This is a genomic window from Serratia sp. GW822-FHT06E05, assembly GCF_058799445.1.
This window is the reverse complement of sequence record NZ_JBXALM010000001.1, coordinates 648,423-665,687: the sequence shown is the minus strand read 5'-3', so window position 1 is coordinate 665,687 and position 17,265 is coordinate 648,423. Positions and strand designations below refer to the sequence as shown.

General features: G+C 49.3%; 17 protein-coding genes and 2 pseudogenes. 12 read left to right on the top strand and 7 right to left on the bottom strand.

The features are described 5' to 3' along the window. Positions 1-5: 5 nt before the first annotated feature. Entirely contained in the window at positions 6-692 is a 687-nt protein-coding gene (locus AC1RKC_RS03030) for a MarC family NAAT transporter (RefSeq protein WP_020826577.1), read from the bottom strand. Positions 693-816: 124 nt separating this feature from the next. Then, on the bottom strand, positions 817-1,038 hold the full coding sequence (locus AC1RKC_RS03025; RefSeq protein WP_020826578.1) for a hypothetical protein: 222 nt from the start codon (positions 1,036-1,038) through the stop codon (positions 817-819). Between the two features lie 247 nt (positions 1,039-1,285). On the opposite strand from AC1RKC_RS03025, the gene AC1RKC_RS03020 reads away from it, so the two are divergent. Together AC1RKC_RS03020 and AC1RKC_RS03015 are read left to right on the top strand one after the other, a co-directional pair. Next, complete coding sequence (locus tag AC1RKC_RS03020) at positions 1,286-2,326, top strand: caP-Gly domain-containing linker protein 1 (RefSeq protein WP_020826579.1); 1,041 nt, start codon at positions 1,286-1,288, stop codon at positions 2,324-2,326. Between the two features lie 251 nt (positions 2,327-2,577). Then, complete coding sequence (locus AC1RKC_RS03015) at positions 2,578-3,189, top strand: hypothetical protein (protein WP_129940413.1); 612 nt, start codon at positions 2,578-2,580, stop codon at positions 3,187-3,189. A gap of 469 nt (positions 3,190-3,658) precedes the next feature. Here the strand turns inward: AC1RKC_RS03015 and AC1RKC_RS03010 are convergent, their stop codons facing one another. From AC1RKC_RS03010 to AC1RKC_RS02990, 5 genes and pseudogenes are all read right to left on the bottom strand, one after another. Beyond that, positions 3,659-4,024 (bottom strand): hypothetical protein, encoded by a 366-nt coding sequence (locus AC1RKC_RS03010; RefSeq protein ID WP_041414505.1) that lies wholly within the window; start codon positions 4,022-4,024, stop codon positions 3,659-3,661. Positions 4,025-4,321: 297 nt separating this feature from the next. Next, positions 4,322-4,576, bottom strand: coding sequence for a bacteriocin immunity protein (locus tag AC1RKC_RS03005; RefSeq protein WP_020826583.1), 255 nt, complete (start codon positions 4,574-4,576; stop codon positions 4,322-4,324). 1 nt (position 4,577) lies between these two features. After that, positions 4,578-6,779: a pyocin-S2/colicin E7-DNase domain-containing protein gene (locus tag AC1RKC_RS03000; protein WP_493092140.1), complete on the bottom strand. Its 2,202-nt coding sequence runs from the start codon at positions 6,777-6,779 to the stop codon at positions 4,578-4,580. Positions 6,780-6,960: 181 nt separating this feature from the next. Beyond that, positions 6,961-7,905, bottom strand: a complete 945-nt coding sequence (locus AC1RKC_RS02995) for a DNA cytosine methyltransferase (RefSeq protein ID WP_493092141.1) — start codon at positions 7,903-7,905, stop codon at positions 6,961-6,963. Next, positions 7,902-8,432, bottom strand: a pseudogene (locus AC1RKC_RS02990) (ParB-like helix-turn-helix domain-containing protein); the annotation flags it as partial. The pseudogene AC1RKC_RS02990 and the gene AC1RKC_RS02995, both read right to left, overlap by 4 nt. A 142-nt stretch (positions 8,433-8,574) precedes the next feature. On the opposite strand from AC1RKC_RS02990, the gene AC1RKC_RS02985 reads away from it, so the two are divergent. The 10 genes and pseudogenes from AC1RKC_RS02985 to thrS all read left to right on the top strand — a co-directional run bounded on the left by AC1RKC_RS02985 (position 8,575) and on the right by thrS (position 17,265). Further along, a complete protein-coding gene (locus AC1RKC_RS02985; RefSeq protein WP_261135264.1) occupies positions 8,575-9,090 on the top strand; it encodes a baseplate J/gp47 family protein in 516 nt (171 codons plus the stop codon). Between the two features lie 109 nt (positions 9,091-9,199). Beyond that, on the top strand, positions 9,200-9,448 hold the full coding sequence (locus tag AC1RKC_RS02980; RefSeq protein WP_129940427.1) for a hypothetical protein: 249 nt from the start codon (positions 9,200-9,202) through the stop codon (positions 9,446-9,448). Beyond that, positions 9,445-10,116, top strand: a pseudogene (locus AC1RKC_RS02975) (DUF2612 domain-containing protein). The gene AC1RKC_RS02980 and the pseudogene AC1RKC_RS02975 overlap by 4 nt, the downstream one beginning before the upstream one ends. After that, complete coding sequence (locus AC1RKC_RS02970) at positions 10,109-10,378, top strand: hypothetical protein (protein WP_149572903.1); 270 nt, start codon at positions 10,109-10,111, stop codon at positions 10,376-10,378. Before AC1RKC_RS02975 ends, AC1RKC_RS02970 begins: the two are co-directional and overlap by 8 nt. Then, positions 10,375-10,710, top strand: a complete 336-nt coding sequence (locus AC1RKC_RS02965) for a hypothetical protein (RefSeq protein WP_493092142.1) — start codon at positions 10,375-10,377, stop codon at positions 10,708-10,710. Before AC1RKC_RS02970 ends, AC1RKC_RS02965 begins: the two co-directional genes overlap by 4 nt. A 61-nt stretch (positions 10,711-10,771) precedes the next feature. Then, on the top strand, positions 10,772-12,004 hold the full coding sequence (locus AC1RKC_RS02960; protein WP_261103149.1) for a hypothetical protein: 1,233 nt from the start codon (positions 10,772-10,774) through the stop codon (positions 12,002-12,004). A 126-nt stretch (positions 12,005-12,130) separates the two neighbouring features. After that, complete coding sequence (locus tag AC1RKC_RS02955) at positions 12,131-12,760, top strand: hypothetical protein (RefSeq protein WP_493092143.1); 630 nt, start codon at positions 12,131-12,133, stop codon at positions 12,758-12,760. 90 nt (positions 12,761-12,850) lie between these two features. Beyond that, the gene (locus AC1RKC_RS02950) at positions 12,851-14,026 is read left to right on the top strand and encodes an SGNH/GDSL hydrolase family protein (RefSeq protein WP_493137941.1); all 1,176 of its coding nucleotides are present in this window, start codon (positions 12,851-12,853) and stop codon (positions 14,024-14,026) included. Further along, entirely contained in the window at positions 14,023-14,721 is a 699-nt protein-coding gene (locus AC1RKC_RS02945; protein WP_261135270.1) for a LamG domain-containing protein, read from the top strand. The genes AC1RKC_RS02950 and AC1RKC_RS02945 overlap by 4 nt, the downstream gene beginning before the upstream one ends. 615 nt (positions 14,722-15,336) lie before the next feature. Then, entirely contained in the window at positions 15,337-17,265 is a 1,929-nt protein-coding gene (gene thrS, locus AC1RKC_RS02940) for a threonine--tRNA ligase (protein WP_174574121.1), read from the top strand.

The following is a 17,265-nucleotide window of genomic DNA, read 5'->3' as shown; positions in this document are numbered from 1 at the left end:
TATTGTCAGGCCGCAGGCACGTAGGTGGAGATGATTTCCAGCACGCCGTTGATAATAAACTGCACGCCCATACACACCAGCAAGAACCCCATCAGACGCGAAATGGCTTCGATGCCGCTTTTGCCCACCAGGCGCATAATGGCGCCGGAACTGCGCAGGCAGACCCACAGGATAAAGGCAACCGAGAAGAAAATCGCCACCGGGGCCACCAGCAGCACCCAATGGGCGAAACCCAGCGTATTTTCGTGAATGCTCGATGCGGAGCTGATGATCATGGCGATAGTCCCGGGGCCAGCGGTACTTGGCATTGCCAGGGGGACAAAGGCGATATTGGCCGAGGTTTTCTTACGCAGTTCGTTTGACTTGGTTTCCACTTCTGGCGCGTCTTCTGCGCTTTGCTGCGGGAACAACATGCGGAAACCGATAAATGCCACAATCAACCCACCGGCAATACGCAGACCGGGAATGGAAATGCCGAAGGTATTCATCACCACTTGGCCGGCGTAGAACGCCACCGTCATGATAAAGAACACATAAATGGATGCCATCAGCGACTGCTGATTGCGTTCTTCGCGCGTCATATTGCCCGACAGGCCAAGCAACAGCGCGACGGTAGTCAGCGGGTTGGCCAGTGGCAACAGCAGCACCAAACCCAGTCCGATGGCCTGGAATAACTGCAGAATACTTGTCATAAAGCGAACTCCCTGTTTTCAGTTAAAACACGACAGCGCAACCTGATCGCCTGCCATGAAATGCGAATTGCTTCCGCAATAAGTTACTTAAAATACAATGAATTAATAAAAGGTTCTCACGCCATTAACCTGGACTGCCAGGGGGGAGCAGTTCAAGAACGGCGTCGGTATTAGCGTCATCGTCGTTCACGCAATCATTGGCAATCTCCGGTGTATCCTCACATTCCATCGGCGGCTCATTCACCGCGATGGCCCGTGGATGACGGTCTGCTCCCAGATGGAGCAGGACAAAAAGAGCCGTCAGCACCAGGCAGGCGCCAACGAGTAATTTCAATAACCGGTTCATGATGCGGGGTGCTTCTCAACTCTGCCGTTAATGGCATCAGGATAGCGGGAGCCAGAGATGTTCGCCATCGCTGATTTGCGCAATGTGCAGGGAGCAAAACGTCGGCTAAACACGGACAAAGAGTACATGTATCATTAGTTAATTTTATATTTTTGATCATTAAGCCACCCCTTTTTTTATTGGATTCTATACTGATAGGGCTTTCGGGCAGTTTCACTTAATCGAAAAGCTTAAAAGGAGTTTTACTATGCAAGTGGCAAACGAATTGGCAACGGTTAAAAAAATATCGTGGGGCAGCGTAATTGGCGGGGTTATCACCGTTTTGGCGGTGTCGCTGCTGCTGTCTACTCTGGGGACCAGTCTGGGGTTTTCCATCGTCGATCCGACCTCTGACGATCCGGTCAACGGGGCCGGCACTACTGTGGTGGTTTGGTCTGCAATTTCGATCATCCTGAGCCTGGCTGCCGGTGCCTTTATTGCCGGTCGTCTGGCAGCGAATGATGGGTTAATCCACGGTTTCCTGGTTTGGGCCACCTCGCTGATTGTAGCGGCCGTGTTGGGCGCTTTGTTAGTGGGGTCTGCAGTCAAAGCTACCGGGAACGCGCTGGGGGCTATTGCCTCAACTTCCGGTAGCCTGCTTTCCGGTGCCGGGTCAGCCATTGGTAAAGGCGCTTCGGGTCTCGCGGATGCCGGCGGCAAAGTGTTTGATAAGTTGGGTATCGACACCAAGTTGGAACCCGAAAAGTTACAAGACAATGTCGTGGCGGCACTGAAAAAAAGCGATATCCCTTCATTGCAGCCGGAGTTTATGCAGCAACAGTTGGACGCGGCCAAGAGTGAAGTGGGGGACGCGGTAAAAGCGTTGGCGCTGCAGCCTGAGAATAGCGATGCAATTATTCAGGATCTGGTTGCCAAATTGAAAAAACACGGTGAGGCCATTTCGCAGGACGTCGATGAGGATTCGCTCAAGAAAGCGCTGTCGGAGAATACCGATATGACACCGCAGGAAGTTGACCAGACCGTCAAAAATCTGGTGGATGCGAAAAACAAAACGGCGCAGCTGGTGAATCAGCGCTTGAATGACGTGGAAGTAAAAATTAATCAGGCTAAGCAGGAATATACAGAGCTGAAGCAAAAAGCGCGCGAGCAGGCAGCGGAAGCGGCTAAGGCCTTGTCTCATGCGGCCCTGTGGTCATTCTTCGCATTGCTGATTGGCGCAGTCATCAGCGCGTTGGCCGGCCTGTGGGGCGTTAAGACCAACAGCCGTATCGTGGTGGTGAGAGAATAACGGCGACAAGGAGTAAGCCGGGTCTTATTTGCGCGTCTCAGTATCGGGATGAGAGGCCCGGATCTTCACGACGGTGAAGTGACAGCCAGGAAAGACTGGCATCCTCCCCGGCAATTTGCCGGGGATTTTTGTTTTTTATGGCCCTTTAGTGGCAAATCAGACACGAAGTAAGCTTATTCCGCATCAATTGCTACGATCCCCTTACGCAGGCGAATACCATAGTCGCGCTTTAAATAATAACGAGTATGACTATGAAACATGATCTGCAAATTTTACTGGGAAAAATAGGCTCCTTTCTGCTTTACAGCGCATTTTTGGCTGCGCTGATGGGCTTAATGTTCATTGATGTGCACTGGCTGCATAATTTTGTCTACGAAACCTCCTTAACCGAATCGGCGCAGGAAGTGATGCTGGCCGCCATCTCCGGCTTGTTCTTTGTGGCTGCACGCCGGCAAGTTGCCTATCGGCCCGCATGGGTGTTGGCGGGAGGTTTCTTCCTTTGCATGCTGATCCGCGAGATGGATTTTGCCTTCGATATGCTGTGGCACGGTTCCTGGCTGTGGTTCGCCTTGGCGGTGACGCTTGGATGCCTGTGGTATGCGTCACGCCACATTGAGGCCACGGTGCAGGGATTGGCGCATTTCGTGACGCATCCGAGCTACGGCATGATGTGCGCAGGCCTGCTGTGCATTCTGGTATTTTCACGCTTGTTTGGCATGAATTCTCTGTGGCAAATGCTGATGCTGGATGGTTATAACCGGGTGGTGAAGAACATGGTGGAAGAGGGCTGCGAGCTGTTGGGTTACGCCTTCTGCCTGATTGCCGCGTTGGGTTACCGGAAGGACCGCCCAGCTTCCCGCTAAAGCCGGGCCTGTGCCGCAGTTTATTTATCCGGAACAATTTTAGTGATACTATCCGCTTAGCCAATATGGCTGTGAAGGTATGCTTTCCATTCTGTATACCAAGTTAGGTTTCAATCTGGCAATTGTGGGCGAGATCTGAAACCTGGCTGACTAAACTTCTTAGAAGAGGGTGAAGTCGTCGTCAAACTTTTCTGCGTTTCGCTCGACTGACCTTGAGGCCAGGATGAATTGGATGCCTTCAAATAGCGACGTTGGTCGCTCAAGCCCGAATATGAACGCATCGTTGTATGTGCGTCCGAGCCAGTAGCCGCCGCCGTACTCCTTCAGGCGTTGGAAGAACACTCAGCCACCCTCTACGAAGTGAGGGAGGGTTTCGCCGCGATAGACGACTTGATAGCCGAGTTCTTTTGAAGCCATAACTCACACCACAAAATACTGTTTATTTGCTCAGTATAATTGAGAGGGCGGGTTAGTCGATCAAGCAGCTCTCCACCACATCCTTTCGGTTATCTGCAATGGTGTAGCCCATACCGAAAGTTTTATAGAACTTAACTGCCGATCCCGTTCCATTTGGGGTGATATCGGCGAACATAGTGTCTTTCCATGTAAAGACCGTGATTTTATTACTCGACTGCTCAACATGTGTCGTGTTGTCTCGCTCAAGCATGACACGGGTATTGGTCCATCGTTCATAGATGCATTCACTGAGAACTTCAGGGGATTTGGTGCTTTCTCTGCTCAGAAGTGGTGCTTCGTTTCTTGCCTCATTAGGCGTTGATAGGCATCCAGACAGAAGTGCTGATGATGCCAAAATAAGTATTATTCCTTTTCTCACGATTTTTCCTTTCGCTTGTTCTACATTTTATAATGTGAGTATAGCTTCAATCTGCTGTGTTTTCAGCGACCTGGTTCTCCGGTTTTGCCTGCATAGCGAGGTGGCATGCATTTCAGCCTTAATACCATTGAAAGCTCAGTACTTAACTGATGTCCTGCAATCCCTGCAGCCGTCTCCACTGGCCCTGGCATTAAAGTCTAGAAATACGCTGAAAGTGTCTCATTACGTCTTCTCGACGGATTCGGCTCAAAAAGAAGCCCGGCGTTTAACCGGGCTGAAAGAGTGAAAATTATGGGATCATGCTTTCCTGAAACCTGGCTTGCCGTTTTTAGATCGCCATTCTTTGATGACTTTAACTACAGCTTCAGCGCCTTGATTGCCTTTTTCAGGGTAATACAACAAATCCGATCCTGACGGATGCTCAGACAACCTCTCAAACTCCATAACAGCATCAATATGCGCTTCTTCGGATGGATAGGTGTCGTTATAAATACCCTTTACGAATTCGAGGAATTCTTTTTCCGTATAATCAGATATCGTCTTATTAGCCATGTTACTTCCCTCCCTTTCTTGAATGAATTTCAACATGTCGTTTCGGGGTTACGACACCAAGATTATCAACATCAAAGACACGCCCGCCATCTTTTATCATGTCTAAATGATGTAATTCAGCTTTAACCCTTTTCCCTGCTCGTTCGGCCTTTCGAACATACGGGGCTCTCCCCTTTTTCATGGTGGCTAAACTACCTGGATCAAATTGCTTGCTTAATTCAGGGTCTTTACTAACTTCCCGCCAGAATGCACTACGAAAAGCATCAAAGTTCGCGAATTCTCGACCACGCAGCTTGTCAGCAATCTGACTGGGGACTGGGGCACCGAGTTCCTGGCCCGCTTTTTTTAGCCAGCCTTCACCTACTTTCTGTCCCTTGCCGCTCACTTTCCCTGGCATATCTCGCGGGCTTCTGAACACCACATAAATCTGCTCGACGCCGGTACCTTTGGCGTCAGGCTGCCAGTAGATAAAATCTTGTAGCCCATTGTTATCTGCGGCCGGTGAAGTAGTCACCACAATATTTTCCACCGGCTTTACATCGGTGCCAGTATGCAACGGTATTGCCGGTACAGACGGGGTCTGATTACCTGTATTCGAAGGTGCAGGCGGTGTTACCGCTGGATTAAACAAAACCGTACGCGAAGGGGCACTAGCTGTCGCTGGCACCGTGATGCGATCCAAGCCGGTTTTTTTATCACGTACAGCTGTCAACACCTGAACGGCTTTCGACAAACCATCACCGGTTTTCAGCAGTTTCAGTGCCAATTGGCCGTTTGACATGACCAGTTGACCCCGGACGGGCAAATCGACCGTGGATATCCCCGGTCTCAATCCCTGTTCTTTGGGCAACATGACGTTGGCAGGATAGCTAAACAGTGCAGGAACATCACGCCCCGGGACTTTGTCACTGCCTACCCCTACTTTGGGTGAATGGAAAATGGCTGCAATGACAAAGCCGCCTGCCAGTGGACCGGCCGCCCCGGTTGTCAGTGCTGAAATGCCTCTGCCAATGGAGGGACTGAGCACTTTCCCTCCCACATTCATCACACCTCTTCCCGCAATGGCCAACTGGGCTGTGCCAGGCCAACGCCCCAATGCCAACACGCCGGCGCCACCCAGGGTTGCATTTGCCGCCTTCACCATATCCGGAGTGTACTCCGGTGCAGGTTTAACTCCGGCCTTTGCCAGCTCAGCAGCTACCTTCGCCAGTTCTGCCGCTATCTTCGCTTTGGTTTCCGCGGCCGCTTTCGCCTCTGCGTCTGCACGTGCTTTGGCCTCCGCTTCCGCTCTGGCTTTCGCCTCAGCTTTTGCCCGGGCGGTGGCTTCGGCTGCGGCTTTCACTTTGGCCTCTGCTTCAGCCTTGGCGCGTGCATCGGCTTCAGCCTGTGCACGTGCATCTGCTTCGGCTTTACGCGCGGCCTCTAGGGTGACATTTGCCAGCCCTTTATCGACGTTAGCCTGATGCAGCGCTTGTTGAGCGGCGTTTAATTCTGCTGTTGCTGCATCGACCTGTTGTTGAAGATTATTTAATTTGGCTTCTTCTTCGTCCAACTGACCCAGATAAGTGGGGTCAAGGTTAAACATGTCGGTGAGCATCGAAACGAGCGTTTTTTTCTCGTCACGAGCGGGAATAGTTGAGGCCAGATGTTCATTTTTTTGACGTATCTGTTCCGCAGCCTGATTAATGCGCTCCTGGGCTTCACGCACTTTATTTTCCGCCGCCGACACACCAATTTTCGCGCCTTCGGAAATTGCATTGGCTTTGGCTTCTGCATCCGCCCGAGCTCTGAATTCTGCTTCAGCTTGTGCGCGGGCCTTTTCCTCTGAGTTTTTCCTCGCGGCTTCCTGTGCTTTTTGCTTTGCTTCTTCGGCTTCTTTTTGTTGTTTTATCTTCTCCTGTTGTTCATGCCACTCTTTTTGAATGGCATCGAGCACGTCCCAGGAATCACCGCCAAGAATACCTGCCCATGGCGTCTTTGTTGGATTATCAGAGAAGCCTAGGCCTGGGAATGCCAGGTGATTTCCGTTACCTGTCGTACCTTGATCATTAGGGCTTATCGTTAACGTATCTCCGTCCCATTGCCCTGTTGTTGGCCATCCCCATGACCCCGGGACACCGTCACCACCGGGTTCCCATACTAGCCCAGCTTGGGGCGGCACGCCGTTGTTATAGTTGCCGGGGTCGTAGTTGATATCACCCATAAGAACTCCTTTTTCTTAAACACAAAGTTGAATTAACTGTATGCCCATACAGTGATTTGAACTGTATATAAAAAGTTCTCACACGTCAATGTAATGATAATCATTATCATTTGTGCCATGAATGATACAACGCATGCTTGGAATAATGAGATGACAATGTGGGGTGTTTTCTTAGGGGCTTTCAGATTAAAGTTATTGATCGAGCGTTAAAGACTTCGGAGCACTGTTGTTCTAACACTGAGCGATGCCGGGCCTGTCCCATATAACGAATAATTTCCGCCCCAATCCAAGCGCCCACCGGAATGCTCACCCCGTTGCCAATCTGCTTGTAAGCTGCGGTATCTGACACGGGAAAAATGAACCAGTCAGGTACACCCTGCAGGCGAGCATATTCACGCACTGAATACGGGCGAACTCCGTCAGGGAAGCGTTTATCGACAACAAGTCGAGTGCTCTTATCTTTCGCATAATGCGCCACACACGTTGGGGCTATATCACCGCGCGCAGGGTCGCTGATAATCGGCAAATCCCGATATGAACCGCTGAGTCTTGCCTTGATGGCCTTCGGCAAAGTCACCTGTGGATCTTCTTCCAAAACTGCACTCAAGGGCAGCGGCTTGAATTTCTCAGGGGGTCTGATGGAAAACGCACGCCGGGTACCGATGATGATTAGGCGGTTACGGCGTTGTGGAAGCCATGTTTCGGATTGGATAGGGCAAAACACCTGAATGAAGTAATCAGGCATGCGGGTCATTGCTTCCATCACGACAGGGAAGGCTCGCATACCTGGGACGTTTTCGATCACATAAAACTCTGGCCGTGCAAGTGCGAAGTGACGCAAAGCATGCAGGAACAAGTCATCACCGGTACGCACTCCATGGATATCGCCGATAGTGCTGTATTTCGTACATGGGTAGGTGAACACCATCCCATCACTGGCACCCTGTTCAAATACCAGTTCTTGGCTGATATCGCATTGCTTAACGTGATCCCCGAGATTGTGCCGGTAGGTTTTGCAGGCATCGTCATCTAGCTCGAAAGCCTGGTTAACCGTGATGCCTGCGCTCAGTAGTCCGACATCCATCAGGCCAGCGCCGCAGAAATATGAATTAACGGTTACGGTCATTTGCCATCCTGTTGTTCAGCATCGAATGTCTGCGGGTGCTGTTGTCTGTACTCGTTGAGGATTTTGTTTATTTCCTCTCTTGTTCCCGGCAATAGCAGTAACACGTCACCTTCTGGGCGTAACATCGGTGAGGCGTCATAGAGCAGCTCGCACAATCTTCGTGCGCGGGTGGCGCTGAATAGGGGAGTGATAAAGGACTTGGTGACCTTCTTTTTGCCTGCTTTCTTTGCCTTTTCGACGTCAACGGCAAGCACTTTTCCTGCCGCTTCGCCGTGCTCTTTCACACGGTCTACAGCGGCGTCAACGGCAACAGAGCCTTCTCTAACAAGCGTCTGAACGTCGTGATTTGCCTGACTGAATGCCAGCAGCTTATCGACCGTTGCGCGGCTCTTGCCGACCAGGGCAGCGATTTCATCAGGAGAAAGGTTGAACCCTGCCAGCTCTTTCACAACGAGTGACTGTTCGTAAGGGGATAGGGGGAGCTGGGTGTTACTGTTCATGATGCGAGCGATACGCTCTACATCATTTGCCATGTTGATGGCCTTAACTTACCGGAGATACCCATAAGCCGAATATATAGCCACTAAGAAAGTTTTATATTTATCCTATGGTGGTTTGGCCTCGAACGTAAAAATTAACGGTATTGCGGTAACACCTGCATCACGTTCAATGGCTGACGTGCGTATTGTTGGTCAGGTTGGCGTGTCGATAACCAACGGTACCGTTCGCGACAGTATCGGCATCACCTGGTCACTGCCAGCCAGCGTAGTGATCGGTATCGATGGCACAGTGACCGTCACAGCAACATGCCAGATTGATGGTGCTGTAGTGGCACCGGCCGCCAGTATCACTGAGATAAGAACGCCGACACGCGGCTGGCAGTCGGTAACTAACCCAGCAGCAGCCACCGCTGGGCGTAAAGTGGAAACCGATGCGGAGTTGCGCCAACGTCAGGCTAAATCGGTCGCTATCCCGTCCCTGACAGTGCTCGATGGCATCATGGGCGCTGTGGCAACACTGGACGACGTGGAGCGCTATCGTGGCTATGAGAACGACACCAGCGTAGAAGATGCCAATGGATTGCCTCCGCATAGCATTTCGCTGGTGGAGATGCATCGGCTATTGCGAAAACTATCGCGACGAAGAAAACCCCCGGCGGTGGGACTTATGGCACAACCCAGATAGATGTCAAAGACAAATATGGCATCGTTCACCTGATCCATTTCTACCGCCCGACGAGCGTTAATATTTTGCCCGCGTAGAAATTAAGGCGCTGCAGGGCTACACATCCGGCGTGGGTGAGGAAATAAAAACGGCTGTTGCCGCCTATATCAATGAAATTGAGATTGGTGATCCGGTATATCTCACCCGCTTGTTCTTGCCAGCCAACCTGAACGGCAATGCCGATAGCGCGACATTTGACATTACCGACCTGCAGATCGGCACTTCAGCGGGCAGCCTGGCGCCGTCAAACGTCGTAATCGGGTTTAACGCAGTGGCCGCGTGCGCTCCGGAGAATGTCGAAGTGGTGGTGATCTCATGAGTGAAACGAAATACCAAAAACACATCACGTCCTATCACAAGCACAAACCCAAATTTTACGACCATATATACCTCATTACCCAGCCTCTAATCGACGTGCAGGACGCCACAGCAAAACTGATTGGCGATTTCGACCTGGATACGGCCGTGGGTGTGCAGTTGGATGCGGTCGGGCTGTGGGTGGGAATAGGGCGGAAGATAGCCACGCCCATCACCGGCGTCTATTTCTCCTTGGATGATGCCGAACTGGGTTTTGATGCTGGATTATGACGTGGCCGGTTCGATGCTGGCGGCTTCACCGAACTGGACGACGACACCTACCGAACCATCATCCGCACGAAGATTGCGGCTAACCACTGGGACGGAACCACCGAGACGCTCAGCGATGTCTATCAGATCATTTTCCCTGACGGCAAAACGAAGATATTCGCTGTCGATAACTTTGATATGACGATGTCGGTTTATATCACCGGCGACCGCATTACACCGGTCATGAAGGCAGTGATCGAGCTGGGTTATCTGGATATCAAACCATCAACTGTCCGCATCAAGAATTACACCATCACCACCGAGTCGGGGCCGCTGTTCGGCTTCGATATTGATAATGAATTTATCTCAGGCTTCGACACCGGCGCCTGGGGAACACTGCTGGGAGCATCACATGGCTAAGAACGAGTTTTTACCCTTCGGCACCGCGGCTAATGCCAACGTTTTACCCAATGCTGATTATCAGGCTTTACCGGCGCGCGTGGCTGGGTTCAGCGGCGGCGTGGCGAAGTCCGAGGAACTCAACACAGTCTGGCGGCAGGGTTCGACAATGGCCGCTGTACTGGGCCAGTTCATCGCAGATAAAACCGGACAGGATGTACTGGATGATGGAGACACTGCAAAGTTAACAGATGGGCTTGATACTGCTTTGGAAAAAAAATGATTGAAGGTTTTCCTTCTGAGTTGTCTGTTAATGGTTATCAGAAGCTGCCATCAGGGCTAGTGCAGCAATGGGGAAAAGCAACCGCGACCACAGATGGGCAGGGCAACCTTAGCATCACACCCCAGGGGAATAATTTTAGTAATGGTATATTTTTTGGTCGAGTGGACTTGGGGGAGTCAAGCTACGCTGGTGTATCGAGGGTAATAATTATTAATACATACCCAAATACAAAAATCAAATCTTCCATTACTGCATGTGCTAGATATGCGGATAATGGTAATGTGGTTGCCAATACTTCGATAAATGTAACGTTTGAAGTGTTTGGAAGTTGACATTTTGTTATATATCATTAGATTGCTTGGTCTTGATTTTAAGTTGAAAAGGAGTCTAACAATGTCAAAGGGACGTATGTGTTTTTTATCAATTATCCCACTTATTTTAGTAAATTATGCGCATGCATTTTCTACAGATGATGTTGGCGATATTATTAATAAAGAGGTAATGGCTGCTAATGGTAAGCAAATTACTATTAAAGCCAATGAGCCAGGGGAGATTAAATCAACAATAAAGCTTGGTGCTGGACAAACTCTTGAGTTCACACCTGGAGTGTGGACTTGCAGTGCATCACCTTGCATTATAATTGATAATGCGTCTCAAGTTATTGGTTCAGGAATCTTTCGGACTCAGTTAAAATTAGCCACTATGGCTTCCGGGCCCATTATACAAAGTGCTGATTATGAAAAACTGTCAAGACTAAGCGAAAAAGATGCATTGAAAATTGCATCAGTACTAGATGGTGATCGCAAAAGTCTTCCAGGAGTTAAATACATAAAAATAAAAGATGTTACAATTGATGGTGGTGAAGGAAAAAAAACTAATGTTAACGGTGTAGAAATATACGGTTTGTGGTTCTGGCTTGAAGATGTGTCAATAGAGCGGTTCTCTGGAGATGCGTTAGTTACTCAATTTATTCCTAGCGGCTCTGTTCATCCAGATGAAAATGATGCAATGGAGTCTTACTTTACTAGAGTGAAACTAATTAGCAATAAAGGAAATGGATGGACGATGCGAGGCCCACATGACTCGATCGTTTCTGGGATGATTGCTGCTAACAATGGCGGGTGGGGTATTGATGTCCTACACAAGGAAGGTTTTTATAGTGGAGGCGGTCTAATGCTTACTAATACCCATCTTTATGCAAACGGTAACGGCATGAGAACCGAGTCAGGGGCAAATATTCTTGCGTATGGAATAGAAAGTGAGGCAAATAAAGGTGTTGGTTTGCTGCTGCGTTCTAATGATTCGATAGTGCAAGGAACATTTTATGCCAACAAAACTTATGGTGTGCAAATAGGCGATGATGAGTCATTTTCCGGTGTTAATAACTTGAATCTTCAACTCCATAACAACAAAGTAGCACAGCTTAAATGGGGGAATAATGCTGGTCATAATATGATTAATGCCGTTGTATTTCCTAATGATTCTAGCCAGAGGTATTTCGAAGGCAAACCATCAAATACTGATTACGTAGCAACGTCTGGGCCTAACGCTGTCCAACAGTTCCCTGGTGGTATTTTGATGGATAGCGATAAAAACATGTATGGTGTAAAGGAATCTGTAAATTAAAAATCCGCTTATGAAGTTATTAAGATTGTAAAATTCACCCCGGTAAATCCGGGGTTTTTTATATCTGAAATAAACCCAACGTAAATTATATCATTACATAATCTGAATTATTTCGGAGAACCACTTATGTCATCAGAAGGATTGCCAGTTGATGGCGTCGTCGGCACAGACATTGTGCTGAATGCCCGCAGCACGCAACAAGCAACAGACGAAGCAAAGAGCAGCCTGTCTGCGGATAGCGCCGCTCAGTCGGCTGATGCTGCGTTTAAATTCAGCCGTGAGGCTAAGACCGTAACAGTTGTTGCCAGTGATGCAGCAGATCGCGCCGAGGCGGCAGCGGATAATGCCCAGAGCATAGCAGACGCGAATACCTACTACACGTCGGCAACTGATCCTGATGGGACGATCACCGGTTTAGCTGGCACGCCTGATGGTAAGTCATTCCGTGTCGCTATTCAGGACGCAACGCTGTCAGTCGTTGCCTTCAATTACTACCTAAATAAAGGCGGTGTCGCGGAGTTCATCACCTCATATCCGAATAAGCGCTATATAGACATGGTGAACGCCCTTGCTGATTCGACAGACAGACGCACTCGTGGATTGTTGACACTAAAGCGCAAAAAGAAGCCTGTTGATTTTGTTAGTCGTCAGGGTGCAAGTATGTTTTCAATCAATGAGAACAGTGAAAAAGAGATGCCTGGTAAAACCTTCTCGGATTATATGAATATTCTCCGGGAGCTTATTATCGGGCCATAGGCTTTGCGCCGTGCCCGTCCTGGTTATCTTTTCAATATCATTGTTGGTGGCTTCCGACTGTTAGCTGTTCGTGATGATGGTGTTGGTACTATGGAATATCGTGGTATCCCACTAGAAAATCATATTGGGCTCTTGCAAAACACTCTCGGTGGTTTTGGCTACTCACTGTCCGATAACGGGCGAAATCCTCCTGTAGAGCCAGGTAAACCGCGAGGGTGGACGTTTAATGCACGTTCGTGGCAGATGTGGGCATCCTTATTTAGTGATGGGAGAATAAAATACATTGGTCAATGGGCAACAGGTGGTTATACAACAGCTGATATGATCCGCGATCATTTAAAATCCGCAATAGCCGCAAAGCCGAGGTTTATTACATTCCTCGGTGGAAGAAATGACGTCATACAAACAAACAATGATGGAACCTTCAAGTTTTCTCTATCTGTAATAAAAAACAACATAAAGTATATTTTAACTGAGTTTAGAAAAAATGGGATTATCCCCGTTGTTTGCTCTATGGCAGCTCAGAATAATTCTGATCCTGCGCTAAAAAATCGTGAAAACGAAATCAATGCATTCTTACGGGCGTATGCGACTAACCAGGGGTTGCCATTTGTAGATATGCGAGCGGTAACGGTCGATCCGGTCACTGATGGGTGGAGGGCCGGATATAACGGTAAATTACCTGATGGGGAGCCAGATCCCTCGCATCCAGCCCCTTTGGGTGCCTTCCATATGGGTAAGGCACTTGAAGAAGCCCTTGCACCTTTCACTATGCCAGTTTATCCCCAACTAGCGATCGCGAATCCTGTCACAGAGGGGGGAGCCAATGCGATTATTAACCCGCTGTTCCTGGATGTAGCAGGAGATACACCGGCAGGCTGGACAGTAGAAGGGGGAAGTGTTGCCATCACGACTGACCCGGCAGTTGTTGGTAATGTACTGGTTGTTACTGGAATTGGCACAATGATCCCGCGTGTTTCTCAAACTGTGGCAGTCATCCCAGGTGAAACGCGCACATTTAGCTTCAGGGTAAAAACAGACGTCACAATTGATAACTCAACGGCATGTTACTGCGAGGCAAACGACGGCTTTAATACAAACATAGCGGGCATAAGAACGTGGCGGCATTCGACAAATGGGTTTGCGACATTCAGCTATGACGTCGTTATTCCTACCGGCGTAACGGTAGTTAAAGTAATTATTGCCGCCAATGCGGGCCAGATTAGCGTAGGGCAAATAGGGCTGATAAAAGTGGAGATTGTATGATTATTATTTGTGATGGTGTTATCAACGCCGGTGATTTAGAACTTGCTGAGCCGGAAATGATGCTGAATGATGACACAAGCCTGGCGACATACAGTATGCAAGACAAATATGATTCAAGCGGTAATGCCTGCGACCTTGTGACTGATAACGAATTTACAACCTTAGGAATGAAAACAATTGCAGACTCAGCGCATGGTGCAAACACTGGCATCATAGAAACAGATGAGATGACATTTGCGTTGTGCATTAATATGAGTCAGCCGACAGTATCAGGGCGTATATTCTCTAATTTCTACCCTGGAGTAGCCCCATTCTCAGGCATCCAGCTGCGTATTGAACCCAATGGGGAATTAATTTTGCAGATTGCTACCGGCGACGTTAATAATGTGCCTGCTGGAACTATTTCAGTCACTTCTGTGGAGCACGGGGGAGCAGTTGGTGGGTGGACGCGCTTCACGGTCACGGTATCAAACACAGAGGCTTCAATCACTCGATCGGGTGGTGAACGCAGGTCAACGCCGATTACTAAACGGAATAAATCGACAAGGCCGCTCATGTTTAACGGTTCACCAAGTGCTGAGCAGAATATGGGGCTGCCGGGGTTAATCGGTTGTGCCGCAGTTTATGGCAGTGTTCTAACAGCAGAAAAGCAGGCAGAAAAGCGTGATGATTTGAAAACGGTCATGTCTCTTTGAGGTCAGTTCGTTAACTGAGTTTCAACTAGGTGGAGCTATCTCCGTCTTCTCCAATCCCATTCAGCTTGAGCCCAGATCGCAAGCATCACGCAGCTTGAGATGAACATGACATCAGGCCAGCGCGTGAAGCCAGTGATAATGGAAGTTGCGGAAATCAGAGCTGCGATCCGTGTCAGCGTTTTGATGGGCATTTGAGGGCCAAGACAAGAGGATTAATCTGATATGTTGAAGCTGTATCCAATATTGTTCAAATTGGTTTGGTAGATCAATTATCTCGTATCGATCGTTGAAATCGATCGCAATTCGAATTATTTACCGGCGCTATTAAAAGCAATTGTTTTTCCGGTGACGGTGGATGCTACCATTGTGTCACTCCGGGGATGGTCTTGGATGAGGCTCACTGATCAGGCGTCTAGAACTTCGCCTGATCAAAGTGGTACACTCTCTTTTCCGTTATGGCGTAACAACATAGTACATTTTAAATTGTGTACATATGAGTGTACATATCTGGCAGGGTAAAGCTGGATAGCGTCGATAACTTCATGTAGTTAAACGTTATTGTATTTCTTCATGTGATCTGTCGTGTGGGTCACCACTGTAGATAAGGAATTATTAATGCCTGTTATTACTCTTCCTGACGGAAGTCAGCGTCATTTCGATCACCCTGTTTCCCCTTTGGATGTTGCCCGCGATATCGGCCCTGGCCTGGCGAAAGCCTGTATTGCCGGCCGTGTGAACGGTGAACTGGTTGATGCCGGCGATCTGATCGAATCAGACGCGCAGTTGGCTATCATCACCATCAAGGATGCCGAAGGCCTGGAAATCATGCGCCACTCCTGTGCGCACCTGTTGGGTCATGCCATCAAGCAGCTGTGGCCAGACACCAAAATGGCTATCGGCCCAGTGATCGACAACGGTTTCTATTATGACGTTGATATCGACCGTACCCTGACGCAGGAAGACCTGGATCTGCTGGAAAAGCGGATGCATGAGTTGGCCGACAAAGATTATGACGTTATCAAGAAGAAGGTTAGCTGGCAAGAAGCCCGTGACACCTTTGCCGCGCGTGGTGAAAACTACAAAGTGGCGATTCTGGATGAGAACATCAGCCATGACGACCGTCCTGGCCTGTATCACCACGAAGAATATGTCGACATGTGCCGCGGTCCGCACGTGCCGAACATGCGTTTCTGCCATCACTTCAAACTGCAGAAAACGTCTGGCGCCTACTGGCGTGGCGACAGCAAAAATAAAATGCTGCAGCGTATCTACGGCACCGCATGGGCAGACAAGAAACAGCTGAATGCCTATCTGCAGCGTCTGGAAGAAGCCGCCAAGCGTGACCACCGCAAGATCGGCAAGCAGCTCGACCTGTACCATATGCAGGAAGAAGCGCCGGGTATGGTGTTCTGGCACAACGATGGCTGGACAATTTTCCGCGAGCTGGAAGCCTTTGTGCGCATGAAGCTCAAAGAGTACCAGTACCAGGAAGTGAAAGGGCCATTTATGATGGACCGTGTGCTGTGGGAAAAAACCGGCCACTGGGAAAACTATAAAGACGCCATGTTCACCACCTCGTCGGAAAACCGCGAGTATTGCATCAAGCCGATGAACTGCCCGGGTCACGTGCAGATCTTCAACCAGGGCCTGAAATCCTACCGTGATTTGCCGCTGCGTATGGGTGAGTTCGGCAGCTGCCATCGTAACGAGCCTTCGGGTTCTCTGCATGGCCTGATGCGCGTACGCGGGTTCACCCAGGATGACGCCCATATCTTCTGTACTGAAGAGCAGGTGCGTGCCGAGGTGAACGAATGTATCCGTATGGTCTATGATGTCTACGGTACCTTTGGTTTCGACAAGATTGCGGTAAAACTTTCTACTCGCCCTGAAAAGCGTATCGGGACTGACGATATGTGGACCCGTGCGGAAGATGATCTGGCTGCGGCGCTGACTGAAAACGGGATTCCGTTTGAATATCAGCCGGGTGAGGGTGCCTTCTACGGACCAAAAATTGAATTTACTCTGCATGATTGTTTGGATCGTGCATGGCAATGTGGTACCGTGCAGCTCGATTTCTTCTTACCTGGCCGTTTAGGCGCATCGTATGTTGGCGAAAACAACGATCGCGTGGTCCCGGTAATGATTCACCGCGCTATTTTGGGCTCCATGGAGCGTTTCATCGGTATTCTTACCGAAGAGTACGCAGGGTTCTACCCAACCTGGATTGCTCCGGTGCAGGTGGTGGTGATGAATATCACCGACAGCCAGTCTGATTATGTCCAGCAATTGACCAAAAAACTGCAGGACGCAGGGATTCGCGTTAAAGCGGACTTGAGAAATGAGAAGATTGGCTTTAAAATTCGCGAACATACTTTACGACGGGTTCCTTACATGTTGGTCTGCGGTGATAAAGAGGTCGAATCAGGCAAAGTTGCCGTTCGTACCCGCCGTGGCAAAGACCTGGGAAGCCTGGACGTAAACGAAGTCGTAGACAAGCTGCAAAAAGAGATTCGCAGCCGTAGTCTTCATCAACTGGAGGAATAA